This window comes from Luteitalea sp., assembly GCF_022842525.1.
Lineage (GTDB): Bacteria > Acidobacteriota > Vicinamibacteria > Vicinamibacterales > Vicinamibacteraceae > Luteitalea.
In genome coordinates this window covers 1-15,637 of sequence record NZ_JALHPM010000153.1, presented here as the reverse complement: position 1 = coordinate 15,637, position 15,637 = coordinate 1, and the positions used below count along the sequence as shown (strand labels likewise).

At 68.5% G+C, this 15,637-nt stretch carries 15 protein-coding genes; 6 read left to right on the top strand and 9 right to left on the bottom strand.

All coding sequences use genetic code 11. The annotated features are described in order from the left end of the window. Positions 1-134: 134 nt before the first annotated feature. Positions 135-545: a type II toxin-antitoxin system VapC family toxin gene (locus Q0C41_RS23400; protein ID WP_367079300.1), complete on the bottom strand. Its 411-nt coding sequence runs from the start codon at positions 543-545 to the stop codon at positions 135-137. 11 nt (positions 546-556) lie between these two features. Continuing rightward, complete coding sequence (gene vapB, locus Q0C41_RS23395) at positions 557-784, bottom strand: antitoxin (protein WP_291987934.1); 228 nt, start codon at positions 782-784, stop codon at positions 557-559. 508 nt (positions 785-1,292) lie between these two features. Between vapB and Q0C41_RS23390 the strand changes: the two genes are divergently transcribed. The 6 genes from Q0C41_RS23390 to Q0C41_RS23365 are packed head-to-tail and all read left to right on the top strand — an operon-like array spanning position 1,293 to position 9,411. Continuing rightward, a complete protein-coding gene (locus Q0C41_RS23390) occupies positions 1,293-1,985 on the top strand; it encodes a response regulator transcription factor (protein ID WP_291987932.1) in 693 nt (230 codons plus the stop codon). After that, positions 1,982-3,361, top strand: a complete 1,380-nt coding sequence (locus Q0C41_RS23385) for an ATP-binding protein (protein WP_291987930.1) — start codon at positions 1,982-1,984, stop codon at positions 3,359-3,361. The genes Q0C41_RS23390 and Q0C41_RS23385 overlap by 4 nt, the downstream gene beginning before the upstream one ends. A 16-nt stretch (positions 3,362-3,377) precedes the next feature. Continuing rightward, positions 3,378-4,709: a TolC family protein gene (locus tag Q0C41_RS23380; protein WP_291987928.1), complete on the top strand. Its 1,332-nt coding sequence runs from the start codon at positions 3,378-3,380 to the stop codon at positions 4,707-4,709. Then, positions 4,709-5,875, top strand: a complete 1,167-nt coding sequence (locus Q0C41_RS23375; RefSeq protein ID WP_291987926.1) for an HlyD family efflux transporter periplasmic adaptor subunit — start codon at positions 4,709-4,711, stop codon at positions 5,873-5,875. The genes Q0C41_RS23380 and Q0C41_RS23375 overlap by 1 nt, the downstream gene beginning before the upstream one ends. Positions 5,876-5,881: 6 nt before the next feature. Then, complete coding sequence (locus Q0C41_RS23370; protein WP_291987924.1) at positions 5,882-8,968, top strand: efflux RND transporter permease subunit; 3,087 nt, start codon at positions 5,882-5,884, stop codon at positions 8,966-8,968. A gap of 14 nt (positions 8,969-8,982) precedes the next feature. Then, positions 8,983-9,411 (top strand): EamA family transporter, encoded by a 429-nt coding sequence (locus Q0C41_RS23365; RefSeq protein WP_291987922.1) that lies wholly within the window; start codon positions 8,983-8,985, stop codon positions 9,409-9,411. 426 nt (positions 9,412-9,837) lie between these two features. Here the strand turns inward: Q0C41_RS23365 and Q0C41_RS23360 are convergent, their stop codons facing one another. The 7 genes from Q0C41_RS23360 to Q0C41_RS23330 form a co-directional block, all read right to left on the bottom strand. Further along, entirely contained in the window at positions 9,838-10,629 is a 792-nt protein-coding gene (locus Q0C41_RS23360) for a hypothetical protein (RefSeq protein WP_291987920.1), read from the bottom strand. A gap of 59 nt (positions 10,630-10,688) precedes the next feature. Next, positions 10,689-11,660, bottom strand: coding sequence for a M23 family metallopeptidase (locus tag Q0C41_RS23355; protein WP_291987918.1), 972 nt, complete (start codon positions 11,658-11,660; stop codon positions 10,689-10,691). Continuing rightward, positions 11,657-12,052, bottom strand: a complete 396-nt coding sequence (locus Q0C41_RS23350) for a hypothetical protein (protein WP_291987915.1) — start codon at positions 12,050-12,052, stop codon at positions 11,657-11,659. The genes Q0C41_RS23355 and Q0C41_RS23350 overlap by 4 nt, the downstream gene beginning before the upstream one ends. Before the next feature lie 145 nt (positions 12,053-12,197). Continuing rightward, positions 12,198-12,857 carry a DUF6064 family protein gene (locus tag Q0C41_RS23345; RefSeq protein ID WP_291987913.1) on the bottom strand — a complete coding sequence of 220 codons (660 nt, stop codon included), beginning with the start codon at positions 12,855-12,857 and terminating at the stop codon, positions 12,198-12,200. Continuing rightward, on the bottom strand, positions 12,854-13,732 hold the full coding sequence (locus tag Q0C41_RS23340) for a DUF6544 family protein (RefSeq protein WP_291987911.1): 879 nt from the start codon (positions 13,730-13,732) through the stop codon (positions 12,854-12,856). Before Q0C41_RS23340 ends, Q0C41_RS23345 begins: the two co-directional genes overlap by 4 nt. Before the next feature lie 28 nt (positions 13,733-13,760). Continuing rightward, positions 13,761-14,870 (bottom strand): hypothetical protein, encoded by a 1,110-nt coding sequence (locus Q0C41_RS23335; protein WP_291987909.1) that lies wholly within the window; start codon positions 14,868-14,870, stop codon positions 13,761-13,763. Continuing rightward, the gene (locus tag Q0C41_RS23330; protein WP_291987907.1) at positions 14,867-15,373 is read right to left on the bottom strand and encodes a hypothetical protein; all 507 of its coding nucleotides are present in this window, start codon (positions 15,371-15,373) and stop codon (positions 14,867-14,869) included. Before Q0C41_RS23330 ends, Q0C41_RS23335 begins: the two co-directional genes overlap by 4 nt. Between the last annotated feature and the right edge of the window lie 264 nt (positions 15,374-15,637).

Sequence of the window (15,637 nt, the reverse complement as noted above, 5' to 3'; positions counted from 1 at the left end):
CGCGCGCGACAAGGACATCGCCAGCCGCAGAGCGCTCTTCACGCGCGCCCTGCAGAACATGAAGACGCTGGCCGAAGGCGGCACCCTGCCGCCGCCGGCACCACGCGGGGTACCGCCAGGGCGTTGAGTGTTCGTCAGCGAGAACGACGCGCCGGCAGCGTCCAGTTCTCGAGCTTCAGGTCGCGCACCCGCTCGAACTTCGCCGTGTTGTTCGTGACCAGCGTGAGCCCCAGAGATCTCGCGTGCGCGGCGATGAACAGGTCGTTGGCGCCGATCATCACGCCCCGAAGCCTCAGGTCCGCCCGGATCTCCGCGTAGTGGGGCGCGGCGCCCTCGTCGAGATCCACCGCCTCGACGTAGGGGAGGAAAGCCGCCAGGGCGGCGGCGTCATGCGCGCGGCGGGGAGACACCTCGACGCCGTAGAGCAATTCCGCCTTGGTGACCACGGACATGCAGACGTCGTCGACCGAGAAGGACTGCAGCCGCTTCAGCACCAGCGGATGCGAGCGCTTCATGATGTAGGAGCACGTGTCCGTGTCCAGCATGAAGCGGGGCACTACAGCTCTCGTTCCTGAACAGGCAGGTCCTCGACGTCGGCCATGAAGGTCGCCGATGCCACGGGCGCGGTGGCCAGGTACGTCTTCCAGTCGCGGGGGCGAGGGGAGAGGATGACGTCGTCGCCGACCTTGCGAATCAGGACCTCGTCGGTGGCGAACTGGAATTCCTTCGGCAGCCGCACCGCCTGGCTGCGGTTGGTCATGAAGACCTTCGCGGTTCGGGACATGTCGGAAACCTCCCGAAGCCAGTATGCCATATACATGTCGTATATGGCGCCGCGTGCGCAATACGTGCGTCCATCTCGGCTTTCGAGCGGTTCTGGCGGATCGGGAGGAAGCGGAAAGCCCGTAAGTGCTTTGTTTTCAACAACTGGACGCAGTCCGAATCCCACCCTCTCCGCCATCACAAAGCACTGAAAATAAACGAGTTAGTCGATCCAAGATTCCGACTGTACCTGGATCCTCGTTTTCGCCCCCTCTTTCGCGCTTCAGAACCCGCTGAATTCGGCCTGTTTTCGGCACGACAGTTCCTGTTCCACCCACGTAGTGGCGCGTCCTTCCACACGGCGCCGCGTACCGAGCCTCCGGCGACCTCGAACGACGCGCGGCCTCCCTCCATCCTCGGTCATCGCTCGTTCATCGCGGCCGTGGCACCGTATCTCTCCGGCGCTACGGCACTGCGTGCGGCCGTCCGCTGCATGATGGGCTGGGGCCAGAATCAGTGGCGGGTCAGGCATGAGGATTTTGCTGGTCGAAGACGAACCGCGCGCGGCCCAGGTGCTCGCCAAGGGCCTGCGCGAACAGTCGTACGCGGTCGATGTGGCACGCGACGGCGACGACGCGCTGTACCAAGCGTCGATCACGGACTACGACGCCATCGTGCTGGACGTCATGCTGCCAGGCATCGACGGGTTCACGGTGTGCCGTGAACTGCGCGCGCAGGGATCGCATGTGCCGGTGCTGATGCTGACGGCCCGCGATGCCGTCGACGCTCGCATCACCGGCCTCGACAGCGGCGCCGACGACTACCTCGTCAAGCCTTTCGACTTCGGGGAGCTCCTCGCGCGGCTGCGCGCGGTCATTCGCCGCGGCCAGGCGCCGCAGCGCCCCTCGGACGTGACGCTGGGAGACTTGCGCATCGACCTGCGTGCCCGGCACGTCACCCGCGGTCGCGACCGCCTGGCGCTCACCACGCGCGAGTTCGCGCTGCTCGAGTTCCTGGTGTTGCACGAGGGTGAGGTCGTCGGCCGTGGCGAGATCGCCGAGCATGTCTGGGACACGGCCTTCGAGTCGATGTCGAACGTGATCGACGTCATGATTCAACGGCTGCGCCGCAAGATCGATCCGCCCACGGGTCCCTCCTTCATCGTCACGCGACGGGGCGAGGGGTACATGCTCGTGCGGCCAGACGGCGGAGGTGGCGGATGAGGCTCTCCATCCGCGGCCGACTCACCTTGTGGTACACGGCGGTCGTCGTCGCGATTCTTCTGACCGGTGGCATCGTGGGCTCCCTGGCCCAGGCGCGGCTGGCGCTCCAGGGGCTTGACGACGACCTGACCCGCACAATGGCGACCCTGCTGGGCGTCATGCACACTGAGATCGGCGAAGGGTTGAGTCTGGAGGCGTCCGCAGACGAGGCCAGTCGTGAGGTGGTCGCGCCCGGGCATGGCCTGGCACTCCTGCGCGAAGACGGGAGGCTCTTGAAGGCCTGGGGTGACCCGTCGCATGCGCACCTGCTCGCTCGTGAAGCGTCAACGGGCCTCTCCACGCGAGGCGGCGGCGCCGGCACGCGGGTCCTGCTGCAGGATGTCGCCGACGGCGGTTACCGCTTTCGAGCCGTGGTCGCGGTCTCGATGGCGTCACTGGCGGCGCAGCAGGCCGCGATGGTGCGTGCCTTGTACCTCGGGGGCATCCTGGCGCTGCTGACGGCGGCGGTCGGCGGGTGGCTGATTGGACGAAAGACGCTGCGGCCGCTGTCGGACATGGCGGCGCAGGCGTCTCGGATTGACGGGCGCGAACCATCCGGGCGGCTCTCCACGCCGAACCCAGACGACGAGCTCGGCGTCCTTGCCGCCTCGTTCAACGACCTCCTGCAACGGCTCGCCACGGCTCTGCATCAACAACGCCAGTTCATGGCGGACGCCTCTCACGAACTGCGGACGCCCGTGTCGGTCGTGCGCACCACCGCGCAAGTCACGCTATCGCAGCCACACCGGCCGGACAGCGAGTATCGCGAGGGCTTCACGATCGTCGAGGAACAAGCGACGCGACTGTCACGGCTCGTCGAGGCGATGTTTTTGCTCTCCCGCGCCGAGGCACATGGGGTGCCCTTGCGGCGGGAGTTCCTCAATCTCGACGATCTCGTCGCCGAGACCGTGCGGGCGGTCCGGGTCGTGGCGGAGCAACGCGCGTTGCAGGTGGTCGTCGAGGGACAGCAGGAAGTGGGTTTCGAGGGCGACGACGGGCTGCTGCGCCAACTGGTCGCCAATCTCCTGGACAACGCCATCCGCCATGCCGACATCGGCGGCACGGTCGTTGTCGTGCTCTCCCGGGACGCCGATGCCATCGTTCTCCGCGTGACCAACGACGGGCCGGGCATCGCGCCCGCCGACCAGACGCGCATCTTCGAGCGATTCGTCCGCATCGGTCCCTCCACGGGCGGAGGCCTGGGGCTGCCCATCGCCCGCTGGATTGCCGAGGCGCACGGCGGCACGCTCACGCTGGAACGCAGCGAGCCAGGCCAGACGACCTTTGCGGTGCGCTTCCCCCTCGTGCCTGTCATCGACCGTTCATCCACGCCTTGAGAGCATGAGGGCCGCTATGGTGCGGCTCCTCCTCCTTCTTGGTGCGGCGGTGACGACGCTGTCGTGCGCGAGCGCCCAGCCGCCCGTCGCGTCGCCAGTGACGGAGGGGATCCTCAGCGCCACCGGGGCGGCGGCACGGATCCAAGCGCCAGGACTCGCGGAGCTGCCGTCGGCCGTCGATCTTCGAGATGGGCTGTCGAGCGACGAAGCGGTCGCGACCGCGCTGTGGAACAACGCGACCTTCCAGGTCACGCTCAGCCAGCTCGGGTTCGCGCGTGCCGACCTGGTGGATGCCGGCCTCTTGACCAATCCGGTCCTGTCCCTGCTGTTCCCGCTCGGGCCGAAGCAGTTCGAGGCGACGTTGCGCTGGCCCATCGAAGTGCTCTGGGAACGGCCGAAGCGCCGGGCGGCGGCGCAGCTGGCCTTGAACGCGATCGCGAGTTCCCTGGTGCAGTCGGGCCTGGACCTGGCGCTGGCCGTGCGGGTATCGCACGCGGATTACGCGCTGGCCATCGACCGGCAGCGGCTGGCGACCGACGCCGCGGCCATTCTCGAGCGGATCGACGTCCTCACCCAGTCACGCCTGGCCGCGGGCGACATCTCCACGCTGGAGGCACGCGTGGCGCGCGTGGATGCGGCGCGAGCCCGGCAGGATGCCGACCGCGCGGCCCACGATGTCCGGCTCGCCCGTGAGCGACTCCGCCTGCTGTTGGGCCTGGCCGCCGACGACCCAGCCGTGGATCGGATCCAGGCGTTGGCGGTGCCTGACGCCTGCGGTACCGCGACGGATCTGCTCCCGCGCGCCCTGGCGGCGCGGCCCGATGTGCGGGCGGCCGAGATCGCGGTCGAGGGGGCCGCCGCGCGACTTGGATGGGAACGTAGCCGGGTGCTGGCCCTCGCCGCGGTCCTCGACGCCAACGGCCAAGGCTTGGAGGGATTCGAAGCCGGACCGGGCGTTGACGTGGGGTTGCCGATCTTCAACTGGAACCAAGGGGGGCGTCTGCGGGCCGCCACCGAGTTGCAGCGCGCATCCGCGGCCTATGTCGCCACACAGCAACAGGTCGGCCTCGACGTGCGGGAAGCGGTCACGCTGCTCGACCAGGCCAAGGAGTCGCGAACGGCCTGGCGCACCACCCTCGTGGTCCCGCTCGAGGCGAATCTCACCGATGCCGAAGAGGCCTATCGGGCCGGCGACAGCTCGTTCCTCTTCGTGCTCGAGAACAGCCGCCGCCTGATCGAGGCGCGGTTGCGCGAGCGCGAGCTCGCTGCCGATGAGGCGCGCGCGGTGGCACGCATCGAACGCGCGATCGGCGCGAAATGCGCGCCTCCCGCAGGAGAGACCCGGTAATGCGACGACTGTTGATGCTCCTTCCCGCGCTTCTTGCGGCGTGCGGGCCCAACGCCGCCCCGCCAGCGGCCTCCGCACCTGCGGCCAAGGTGACGGGCGCCGTGCCGGAGGCTGCGCTTGCGACCTTGACGCTCACCGACGCCGCGACCACGCGGTTGGGGATCGAGACGACGCAGGTGGAGCGCCGCCGCATCGCGGCCACCCGCAGCCTCGGCGGCGAGATTCTCCCCGCTGGTGGAACGCAGGTGACCGTGACCGCCCCGGTTGCCGGCACGTTGTCGGCCGAGGCGCCGACCCCTGTCGTCGGCGCGCCCCTGGCGAGCGGTGCGCCGGTGCTGACCTTGATTCCCCTCGCGCCAGCGGAGCGCGACGTGCGGGTCGAAGCCGAGCGGCTCGTCGCCGAAGCGGTCGGCCGCCAGGAGATGATGGCCAAGCGTGCCCAGCGCGCTCGCCAGCTGGCGCAGGACGGATCGGGCAGCATCCGTGCGTCCGAGGAGGCCGCGGCGGATCTCGCCGTGGCCGACGCGGCGCTCGCCGCGGCACGAGAGCGGCTGGCGCTCGCCGCGCGGGGCGTGAGTGCGTCGGGGGCGATTCGCTTGACGTCACCACGCGCGGGTGTGCTCCGGGCGCTCCACGCCAATGCCGGGCAGACCGTCGCGGCCGGCGTGCCGCTCTTCGACGTCGTCGGGCTCGACACCGTCTGGCTGCGCGTGCCGGTGTTTGCCGGTGATCTCGAGGCGCTCGATCGCCGCGCGCCCGTAGAAGTCGTTGCCCTCGGCGCCGCTGCCAGCGCCGGTGGCCGGACCGCCACGCCGATCGCGGCGCCGCCCACCGCCGACCTCGCCACCGCGGGCGTGGATCTCTTCTACAGTCTGGCCAACCGCGATGCCAGCCTGCGTCCTGGCCAGCGGGTCAGCGTCCGCGTGCCCCTCACGGCGGGCGGAGAGCACCTGGTGGTGCCGCGCGGCGCCGTCCTCTTCGACGCCCTTGGCGGCACGTGGGTCTACGAGGCCAGAGGCGATGGCGTCTTCGCGCGCCAGCGCATCACCCTGATCGACACGATTGGCGAGACGGCGGTGCTGGGGCAGGGGCCGGCCCCGGGCACGCGCGTCGTGACGACGGGCGCGGCCGAACTCTTCGGCACCGAGTTCGGTGTGGGGAAGTAGCCGCACATGCGCGCCCTGATCGGCACCGCACTGCGTCTTCGTCTGCCCATCGTGGCACTGGCCGTGATCCTCCTCGTCGTCGGTGTCCGCAGCACGAATGAGGCCCCGTTCGACGTCTTTCCAGAGTTCGCGCCGCCGTTGGTCGAGATCCAGACTGAGGCGCCGGGGCTGTCCAGCTCCGATGTGGAGGCGCTCATCAGTGTGCCGCTCGAGGCCGTGATGAACGGGGTGCCCGGACTGACCGTGCTGCGGTCCAAGTCCGTGCTGGGGCTCTCGTCCGTCGTGCTGATCTTCGAGAACGGCACCGATCGGATTTCGGCGCGACAGTTGGTGCAGGAGCGTCTCGCGCGCGTCGCGCCGACGCTGCCCGCCGCCGCCCGTCCCCCCGTCATCATGGCGCCACTGTCGTCCCTCAGCCGCGTGATGAAGATCGGCATGTCGTCGGCGACCGTGTCGCAGGTGGAGCTGACGACGCTCGCGCGCTGGACGGTGCGGCCGCGACTGATGGCCGTGCCCGGCGTGGCCAACGTGGCCATCTGGGGCCAGCGTGACCGGCAATTGCAGGTGCTGGTGGATCCGGATCGGCTGCGAGCCAACGGCGTCACGATGCAGGACGTCGTGGCGTCGACGCGCGATGCCGTGTCGGTGGCCGCCGGTGGGTTCATCGAAGGTCCCAACCAGCGTCTGGCTGTCACGCACACGTCGCCGGTCAAGACGTCGGCCGACCTGGCGCTCATGGCCATCGGCGGCGGTCCCGGCGCGGTTCCGCGCAGTCCCCTGCCGACCGTGCGCCGGCTGTCGGATGTCGCGGAGGTCGTCGAAGGATTCCAGCCTCCGATCGGCGACGGCGTCATCAACGGCGGCCCGGGGCTCCTCCTGATCGTCGAGAAGCAGCCGGAAGGGAACACCCTCCAGGTGACGCGAGACGTCGAGGCGGCACTCGCGGCCTTGAAGCCTGCCTTGGCCGGCGTCGATGTCGACTCGACCATCTTCCGGCCCGCGACCTTCATCGAGATGTCGCTCGCCAACCTGAATCGGGCACTGCTCATCGGGTGCGTGCTCGTCGTCCTCGTGCTGGCGGTGTTCCTGTGGGACTGGCGGACCGCGGTCATCAGCCTCACCGCGATCCCGCTCTCGTTGGTCGCCGCAGCGGTGGCGCTGGCCCGGTTCGGCGGCACGCTCGACACCATGGTGATCGCGGGGCTCATCATCGCGCTCGGTGAGGTCGTGGACGACGCGATCATCGACGTCGAGAACATCGTGCGGCGCCTGCGCCTCAACCGCGCGGCGGCCGTGCCGCGCCCGGCGTTCGAGGTCGTGCTCGAGGCGTCGCTCGAAGTACGCAGCGCCGTCGTCTACGGCAGCCTCATCGTCGTGCTGGTGTTCGTGCCGGTGTTCTTCCTCGACGGCCTCGCCGGGTCCTTCTTCAGACCGCTGGCGCTGGCGTATGTGCTGGCCATTGGCGCCTCGTTGCTGGTCGCGCTCATCGTCACGCCGGCGCTGTCGCTGATGCTGCTGCCGCAGGCCATCCACGAGCGCGAGGCGCCGGTGGTCACGTGGCTGAAGGGGTGGTACCGCCGCGTGCTCCCGTCGCTCGTCGGCGCGCCGCGGCGGGCGCTCGGCATCATCGCCGTGTCGATGGCCGTCGCACTGGGCACGTTCTCGTTTCTCGGCGAGGAGTTCCTGCCGCACTTCAAGGAGTACGACTTCCTGATGCACTGGGTGGAGAAGCCGGGGACCTCCCTCGACGCCATGCGCCGGATCACGCTGCGGGCCAGCGATGAACTGCGCGCCGTGCCCGGGGTGCGGAACTTCGGCGCCCACATCGGCCGGGCCGAGGTCGCCGACGAGGTCGTGGGCATCAACTTCACAGAGCTGTGGATCAGCCTCGATCCCTCGGTGCCCTACGAAGCGACCGTCGCCAAGGTGCAGGCCATCGTCGACGGCTACCCGGGCCTGCAGCGCGATCTGCTGACGTATCTTCGTGAGCGCATCAAGGAAGTGCTGACCGGGGCCAGCGCGACGATCGTGGTCCGCGTGTTCGGCCCGGACCTCGACGAGCTGCAGCGCAAGGCCGCCGAGGTCGGCAAGGTCATCGGAGCCGTGAGCGGTACCGCCGACGTCAAGGTGCAGGCGCTCACGCTCGTGCCCCAGATCGAGGTGGCCTTCGATCCGGCCAAGGCCCAGCAGGTCGGCGTCACGCCGGCCACCGTGCGCGAGACGGTGGCCACCATCGTGAGGGGCACGAAGGTCGGGGAGGTCTTCGACGCGCAGAAGATCTTCGATGTCGTCGTGTGGGGCACGCCCGACGTGCGACACGACCTGTTCGCGCTGCGCCGCCTGCCGATCGAACTGCCGGCCGGTGGCTACGCGCCCCTGTCGTCGATCGCCGAGGTGCGCGTGACGCCGACGCCCAACGAGATCACGCGTGAAGGCGGGTCGCGGCGCATCGACATCACCAGCAACGTGCGAGGCCGTGACCTGGGCACCGTCGCCCGAGAGATCGAGGCCGCCGTGGCCGGCGTGCAGTTCGGCAGTGGTTACCATGCCGAAGTGCTCGGCGAGTACGCGGCGCGGGCCGAGTCGCAGCGTCGTCTGCTGATGCTCGGTGCGGTGTCGCTCCTGTGCATCCTGCTGGTGCTCCATGTGGACTTCGGGTCGGTGCGGATGGTGGGGCTGATCGCCCTCACGATCCCGTTTGCCCTCATCGGTGGCGTGGTCGGCGTCGTGCTGACGGGCGGTATCCTGTCCCTCGGGTCGCTGGTGGGGTTCGTGACGGTGCTGGGCATCGCCGCGCGGAACGGCATCATGCTCGTCAGTCATTACCGCCACCTCGAGCTCGAGGAAGGCATGCCGTTCGGACGAGAACTCGTGCTGCGCGGCGCCGAGGAACGGCTGTCGCCGATCCTGATGACCGCGCTCGTGACTGGCCTGGCGCTGGTGCCGATCATTCTGGGCGGCGATCGATCCGGGCATGAGATCGAACACCCCATGGCGGTGGTCATTCTGGGCGGGCTCGCCACCTCCACCATCCTCAACGTGTTCCTGTTGCCCGCGATCTATCTGCGATTCGGCCAACCGCGGGTTCGCTGAGCGAGGAGGACGCGATGTGGCTTCCCTGGGCGCTGCTGTCGGCTGCCGCAGCGGCCTTGACGGCGATTCTGGCCAAGATCGGCGTCGCCGACGTGCCGTCGACCAGCGCAACGGCGATCAGGACGGTCGTCGTCCTGGTGCTGGCCTGGGGCCTGGTGTTCGCGGGCGGTGAGCACCGGTCGCTCAGGGGCCTGCCACCCCGGTCCGTCGCGTTCCTGCTCTTGTCCGGCCTGGCCACAGGCGTGTCGTGGCTGGCCTACTTCCGTGCGCTGCAGGCGGCGCCCGCGTCGTGGGTGGCCCCCATCGACAAGCTGAGCCTGCCGCTGACCATCGTGCTCGCGGCGGTGTGGCTGCACGAGCCCATGAACTGGCAGGTGCTGCTCGGTGTGGCGATGATGACGGCTGGCAGTCTCGTCATCTGGTACTGGAGCGCACCATTCTGAGCGGCCCCTGGGGGACTGGCTGCAAGGTCTCGGCAGGAGTCTGCGTTCAACGGTTAATGGAGCGGTACGAACGTCATTGCGCTGTCCCTGTTTTGTACCTGATACTCAGGTTTCTAGAGGATCTGGCGGGTTCTGGCGGTTCCGATCGGGCCTCAATCGTTGAGGATTGAGGGTTCGTCGGGAACGAATCCCACCCTCTCCGCCAACCTTCGCCAATCGCTCGCTTCGCTCGCTGGCTTCGGTTGGCAAGCCAACCTCTTCGGGCGTCTTGCAAAGGTTGTCCGCCGTAGCGCGCAGCGCGGAGGTGGGCCTCACTACTTCGTTCATCGTTGGCGTCGTGGCTTATCGACCGCGCCGCCGCTGCGTGGTTCGAGCGCAAGACGACTCTCGCCGCCCAGCAAGGCGCCAGCGAGAGCCAGTGCCCGCTCACGCCGGCTCCCGTCGAACGTGGGACAGCAGCACGAACATGGCGGCCGTGGTGAGTAGGGCGAGCGTGCCCCAGACCGGGAGTTCCCCCGGCGCCCGGGCGAGACCACGCGCAATCGCGACCCATGCGTTCACCGACAGTACCGTCAGGTAGAGCGCGCTCTGAATCCCGGCGATCGCCGCGATGACGTATCCCCACCTGCTCCGGCGCCAGAGTAAGACGCCTCCCAGTACCAGCGCCGTCACCATCATCGACAGATCGAGGGCGGCCACGAGCTTGAATGCCTCGGGCTCGATGGGTGTCGCCCGTCCCGCAAAGGCATACGCCGCCCACATCGTGAGCCACACCAGGGCCAAGCCAAGGCCCACGACGATCAAATACCCGCCGACGGCCCGGACCGGCGTACTCCGCGCAAGACTGGCGGCGACAACATCGACCTTGGTACGCGAAAGCACGAGCACCAAGGTGACAGCCGACAACACCCACGTCACGACATATAGAGGGAAGAAGGCATTGAGCGCCGCGCCGAACAGATAGTACGCATAGTTGTAGACGTCGTAGCCGAGCAGGCCGACCCACAACAGAAAGCCGCGGACCGAACCCTGTCTGGCGAGCGTCAGGGCGACGACGAGCAGCGGCACGGCCACAACCAGCGTGACCCAGTCATTGCCGTACCACGTGGCCGTGATCCAGCCGGCGTCGCGATACTGCCCTTCGAACAGCAACCCCAGAACGGCCTGCACGGCCATGAGCGACGCCACGGCGGCCGACAGCAGGCGCGGCGTCCTCACGTTGCCCAGTGTCAGAGCCAGCACCGGTAGGGGAGGCCTGCCGCGACGCGTGAGGAGCGTCACGGCGACTCGATGCGGTCTCCGCGCACCGGATAGCGGCCATTGAGCAGAATCGGCATCGGGTCACCGCCCAAGGGGGCACCGGCCGGGCCCGTGGTCTGCGCATGCACATGCAGGTGCGGCTCGCCGGTGTTGCCCGAGTTGCCCACCGAACCCAGCCAGTCCCCAACGTCCACGTGAGCTCCCGGCTGCACCTGCAGGCTGCCCGGCCGCAGGTGCCCAACCAGCACATCGGCCCGGGCGCCACCCGCTGGATCGCCCTGAGCGCAGCGCACCAGCACGTGGTTGCCCGCGAGATGCTCGCGGTCCACCTCCGGCACCTGCATGTCTGGCAGGCCGTCTACGGCCAGCACCACGTGGCCGGCGCAGGGCGCCAGCACGCGGGCACCGTAGATGCGGTACGCCTTCGGATCGGAAGGCTGGACACCACGCGCGCGCAGGCCGAAGGGACCGAGTTGAACCATGTCGACACCGTACGACTGCCCGCGCCACGCGCGGAATCTGGGCACGCTCGTGTCGAGGGTCATCAGGTGCGCGTTGGTGCTGATGTCACTGCCGCCGTTGACAACCAGGTAGTGGCCTGGTCCCAACGGGAACGCGAGTCGCACTGCAGGAACCGGCGGCAACGTTCGGCTGCGCAGCGCGACCGCGACGCCGTAGGCGGACGACACGCCCAGTACAACGAACAGGGCCGCGACGACCCATGCACCCGGGGTCAGAGGCCATGAGGACGCAATGGGCCGGCGCTGGCGTGGTCCAACCCACGCCACAACCCCGAGGCCGAGACCGAAGCCGTGCGGCGCCCACCACGGCGGCAACAGCCAGATGCCGAGCAGTGCCAGCGCGCATAGACAAGCGGCGCTGGCCCCCAACTGGAGGCAGAACAGGGCCGCGCTGCGCGGCGGCGCCAGCGCCATCCACAGCAGCAACGCCAGCGGCACGGCGAACTGCGCGACAAAGAGGGTGGTCATGGCGTCGCCCCAACGACGTGCGCCGACGCGTCGAGTGGCACGAGAACGCATGCCGTCATGGTGCCGTCAGGGACAATCCCCACACGTGAAGAACTCCGAAACAGAGGGCGGCGCCGAACATCAACCAGGAGTTCATCAGGTACGACGAGAGCACTAGAAAGAGCCACTGGCGCGAGCGCCAGCGGCGAAGGGATGGCCAACAGGGGGGCGCGCAGCAGCGCGGTGGAGCCGCCGCCCGGGAAGAAGCGGCCCCACGCCAGATGGTAGACCGCCAGTGCGCCGGCCATGGCGCCCAGCACCGCCATCGACCAGGCGCGCTTCAGGTGCAGCGGATCGAAGAACGGCAGTGCCAGCGCGACGGACCGCACCACGTTCGGCAGCATCAGCAGCACCGGGACGAAGGCCCCCGACCTGACCGCGGGCTTTCGCGTCATCCGCTCGCAGGGCCTGTGACCAGCCGGACCACCGGCACCCGACGACTGTCCAGCCGTGCCGGCCCTCATGGCGTAACTCGTAGCGCAGTGCCGGTAGATGTGATCACGATCTGACCATCCGACGCCGCGTGCCGGCGGTCGCCAGCAGGCCAATGCCCACCACGCCGGCTGCAATGAGGCCGATGTCAGGGCGGACGCCGAAGAGAAACGCAGCCTGGGCACCGACAAGGCACCACAGTATCGGAACGATCAATGGGCTGTGCGGTGTTGGTGGCACCGCGAAGCACAGCACGCCGATGGTGAAGATCGTCGTCGGGCACGGCACACCGAACGTCGGCGTCTCCGGATAGGGATGGCCGGCGCAGGCAGACCAGACCGGATACACGATCAACGCGAAGACGATGAGTGCCGTCCCTGCCATGGCCTTCGGTCCAGACACCCACTGGAAGGCCAACCTGCGTCGAATCGTCCCCTGCCAGATGAACACGGCTGCGCCGACCATCGACAGGGCGGTAAACGCATAGGCCGGAGGACTGATGCGGGCGAAGAACGTGAGGTGGTAGGCAACGGCCATCCACCCCCACAGGAACCCGAGAATGGCGGTCACGGCAACGCCGGACCACGGCCGCGGCCTCAGTACCGCTATGACCGCCAGCAAGGCCAGGGCGACGAGAAACCATTGCGCCGGCCACACGGCAGTGTTGTAGTCACGGAAGACACCGTGGAACTCTTCGGGCGTGAACGGAATCTCCAGCGTCTTCATGGCGACCACTCGTAGTCGACCTGTGTGACGGCGCCCGTGAAGTACGTCTTGCGCCCTTCCGGCCGCATCCAGGCCACCTCGCCGACGAAGGGAATCTGCATGCCGTCACGTGTCTGGTAGTTCGAGAAGCGGCCCTCCCACGGTGCGTGGACCATGGTCGTGCCCACCATGCCGCCTCGCGACTCAGCCCGGAACGACTCGATCAGACCGGCGTCGTCGAAGCGGAACAGCAACGTCAACATGATGGGGCCGTCCACGAGCGTGGCGTTCGCCGACCGGGCATCGACTGCTTCCCACCGCACGCCCTGGCTCGGTAGCAGCGCGGTCGGGTACCACGCCGCCTCGGCGAAGTAGCGCATGAACTCGCCGCGCGCCATGTCGTCGCCGCCGTGCATGTCGGCCATGGTGAACAGTCCCAGCATGCTGGCTCTCAGCAGGCCATTGCCCACGATGTAGCTGTCGACCACGCGCACCGTCACGCCCGGCAGCATCGAGATGCGGGCATCCCAGAGGAAGCCCGGGCGGCGAGTGGTGACGCTCTGGCGCGACGTGAACGGCTTCCACTGTTCGCCGGTCGCGGACATGTTGAACGTGCCGGTCATCTGCAACGTGGCGGCAGTGACCATGGCCTGACCGGGCGTGAGGGCGGCCCGGAAGTAGCGCTGCACGGGCTCGGGGAGGCCGTCGTTCTCGCTGACGTCGTAGCGCGCTGGGGCCGCGGCGGAATGGGCAACCGACGGTACACGTCCTCGCGCCAGGTCCGCTGCCAACGACTGCATGGCCGCCGCCCATCGCATCGATCCGAAGGCCGTCAGGCCCGCGACGGCGGTCGCGAGCGCCGCGGCAATGAGAGTGAGCCAGGTGAGCCAGTTCATGGTGAGGGCGCCATCCAAAGAGAGGGTGTCAGACGAGCACGGCGTCAACCGGCCGGCGGAGCGAGCGCGGCAGCACCGGGCCGCGACCGAATCGCACGACGAGGTCCGGCCGCTGGCCAGCCAGGCCCATGGCCGCGGCGAACTGCGGACGGAGTGCGGCCACTTCGACCGGCTGGTTCAGGAAGGCGTTGCGTATGCCCAGCGCGGTGGCCTGCAGCGCGAAACGCTCGTAGCAGCGCCCAACCTCCACCCAATGTGCCTTGTCGGGGGCGTTGCCGACGAACACTGCGATGCCGGCGGAGCTTCGCACCTGCCGCGCATACTTGTCGTTCTCGCCTTTCGCAGTGAAGACCCAGCGAAATGCCCGGTCGCCGAGCCACGACGGTATGTTGGGGTTGCCCGAGGCTACGCTGTACAGCCCGTCGCGCGTCCGGACGGCAGCCGCGCCGTTGAAACGAATCCAGGCCTTCAGTTCCTCGACAAACGCAGGGTCGGCCAGTTGCGTCGTGTTGCCCCGTATCACGTATTCCAGCGTCTGCTCCATCGCCGGGCGCTCGGTCTGCAGTATCAGGCGCACGGTGTCAGAACTGCCGACGCGCTGCAGCAGCGCCAATTCTTCGCCAGACAGGGGCGTGCCGTCGTAGTCACCGCGCGTGCATTGGCGAAGGGGGATGGCGGTGAACAGCGGTGTGCTCTGCGCGCGAGTCGGTTCGAGCGTCACGCGCAGCACATCGCCGGCCGGGTCGAACTGCGTGTCGGCCCTCAGGCCGTGCGCCAACGCGGCCTGGATCAGGTTCTCGGTGGCGCAGCCAAGCGAGACAAAGACGTGATGGTCGTCCGGGTCCACCGCCGGGCACCGACGCGCCCAGTCGGGCCGCATGGCGATCGACCGACCACCGGCGTCGAGAGCAAACGTCCAGCACTGTGTATTGTGGCTGGATGGGGCCAGTGTGGCACAGCGCACCAGTTCCCGAAGGAGCGACGCGCCTCCCAGACCCGCTACGGCACTCAACTGCCAGGTACGCTCGGCCACCGCTTCGTAGCCGTCGGCTGCGGGCTGTCGGGAACAGCCGGACAGCGCAAGTGGAGTGGCCACCAGCCACGGCATCGAAACCGCAAACTGTCTGCGCGTGATCATCGGTGTGTTGTCCGATGCGGTTGACTGGCGGTCTCCAGAGGGAGAGCGCGCACCCACTTCACTCCGACCGCGGTGAGGACAACTCCGAGCACGAAGTACCCGGCCTGCAGCGGCGGGTCGTTGGAGTAGCCAATGATGGCGATCTGCACGACGAGCCAGACCAGGAGTGCGCCGCCCATGGCGACCGTCAGCATCGGCGCCACCGGGCGGCGCCAGGCGAGGATGGCGGCGCCCAGCGGGCCGGTCCCGAGGATCGTGAACAGGATCGCGCCTGGCAGGAAGTAATCGCTCAACGGCGATCCGTCGGGCGCTGACACCGGAAGGGGGAGCACTTCGCCGTCTGGCCCCGCCATGAGGGCGAGACCTCCGCCGATCGCGCCGATACCGAGGAAGATTTCGAGCGCGATGGCGGTCACGGCCCATCGGTCCAGGCGAGTCGCCGCCAGGAGTGTTCCGCCCACGTCGCGCGCTGCCTTCGGGTGCCTGCCTGCGCTGATGCCCATGGTCAACCTCCACTGGCGGCGGTGAACGTGATCGTGGAGCTGACGTCAGAAGAGCCGACACCGCCATCCTATGTGCTGGGCCAGTGACGGTCTGTGCTCGAATGGACAGGACACCACGGGCCCGGGTGGGGCGCTGCAGCCATATGGCTGTTGGCGGCGGTGGTAAATCTGACAGTTGTGGCGGGTGAAAATCTGACAGTCGGCAGCAGGTCTTGGCTGCCGGCTGCGAGCGTGGCTCCCGGCCGGTGATTCCTTCACCATGCG

Bases quoted from the DNA above. Each gene is read 5' to 3' on its own strand.
- Q0C41_RS23380 (WP_291987928.1), top strand. From the start codon at position 3,378: ATGGTGCGGCTCCTCCTCCTTCTTGGTGCGGCGGTGACGACGCTGTCG.
- Q0C41_RS23390 (WP_291987932.1), top strand. From the start codon at position 1,293: ATGAGGATTTTGCTGGTCGAAGACGAACCGCGCGCGGCCCAGGTGCTC.
- vapB (WP_291987934.1), bottom strand. From the start codon at position 784: ATGTCCCGAACCGCGAAGGTCTTCATGACCAACCGCAGCCAGGCGGTG.
- Q0C41_RS23400 (WP_367079300.1), bottom strand. From the start codon at position 545: ATGCTGGACACGGACACGTGCTCCTACATCATGAAGCGCTCGCATCCG.
- Q0C41_RS23345 (WP_291987913.1), bottom strand. From the start codon at position 12,857: ATGAAGACGCTGGAGATTCCGTTCACGCCCGAAGAGTTCCACGGTGTC.
- Q0C41_RS23330 (WP_291987907.1), bottom strand. From the start codon at position 15,373: ATGGGCATCAGCGCAGGCAGGCACCCGAAGGCAGCGCGCGACGTGGGC.
- Q0C41_RS23365 (WP_291987922.1), top strand. From the start codon at position 8,983: ATGTGGCTTCCCTGGGCGCTGCTGTCGGCTGCCGCAGCGGCCTTGACG.
- Q0C41_RS23340 (WP_291987911.1), bottom strand. From the start codon at position 13,732: ATGAACTGGCTCACCTGGCTCACTCTCATTGCCGCGGCGCTCGCGACC.
- Q0C41_RS23335 (WP_291987909.1), bottom strand. From the start codon at position 14,870: ATGATCACGCGCAGACAGTTTGCGGTTTCGATGCCGTGGCTGGTGGCC.
- Q0C41_RS23375 (WP_291987926.1), top strand. From the start codon at position 4,709: ATGCGACGACTGTTGATGCTCCTTCCCGCGCTTCTTGCGGCGTGCGGG.
- Q0C41_RS23370 (WP_291987924.1), top strand. From the start codon at position 5,882: ATGCGCGCCCTGATCGGCACCGCACTGCGTCTTCGTCTGCCCATCGTG.
- Q0C41_RS23355 (WP_291987918.1), bottom strand. From the start codon at position 11,660: ATGACCACCCTCTTTGTCGCGCAGTTCGCCGTGCCGCTGGCGTTGCTG.
- Q0C41_RS23385 (WP_291987930.1), top strand. From the start codon at position 1,982: ATGAGGCTCTCCATCCGCGGCCGACTCACCTTGTGGTACACGGCGGTC.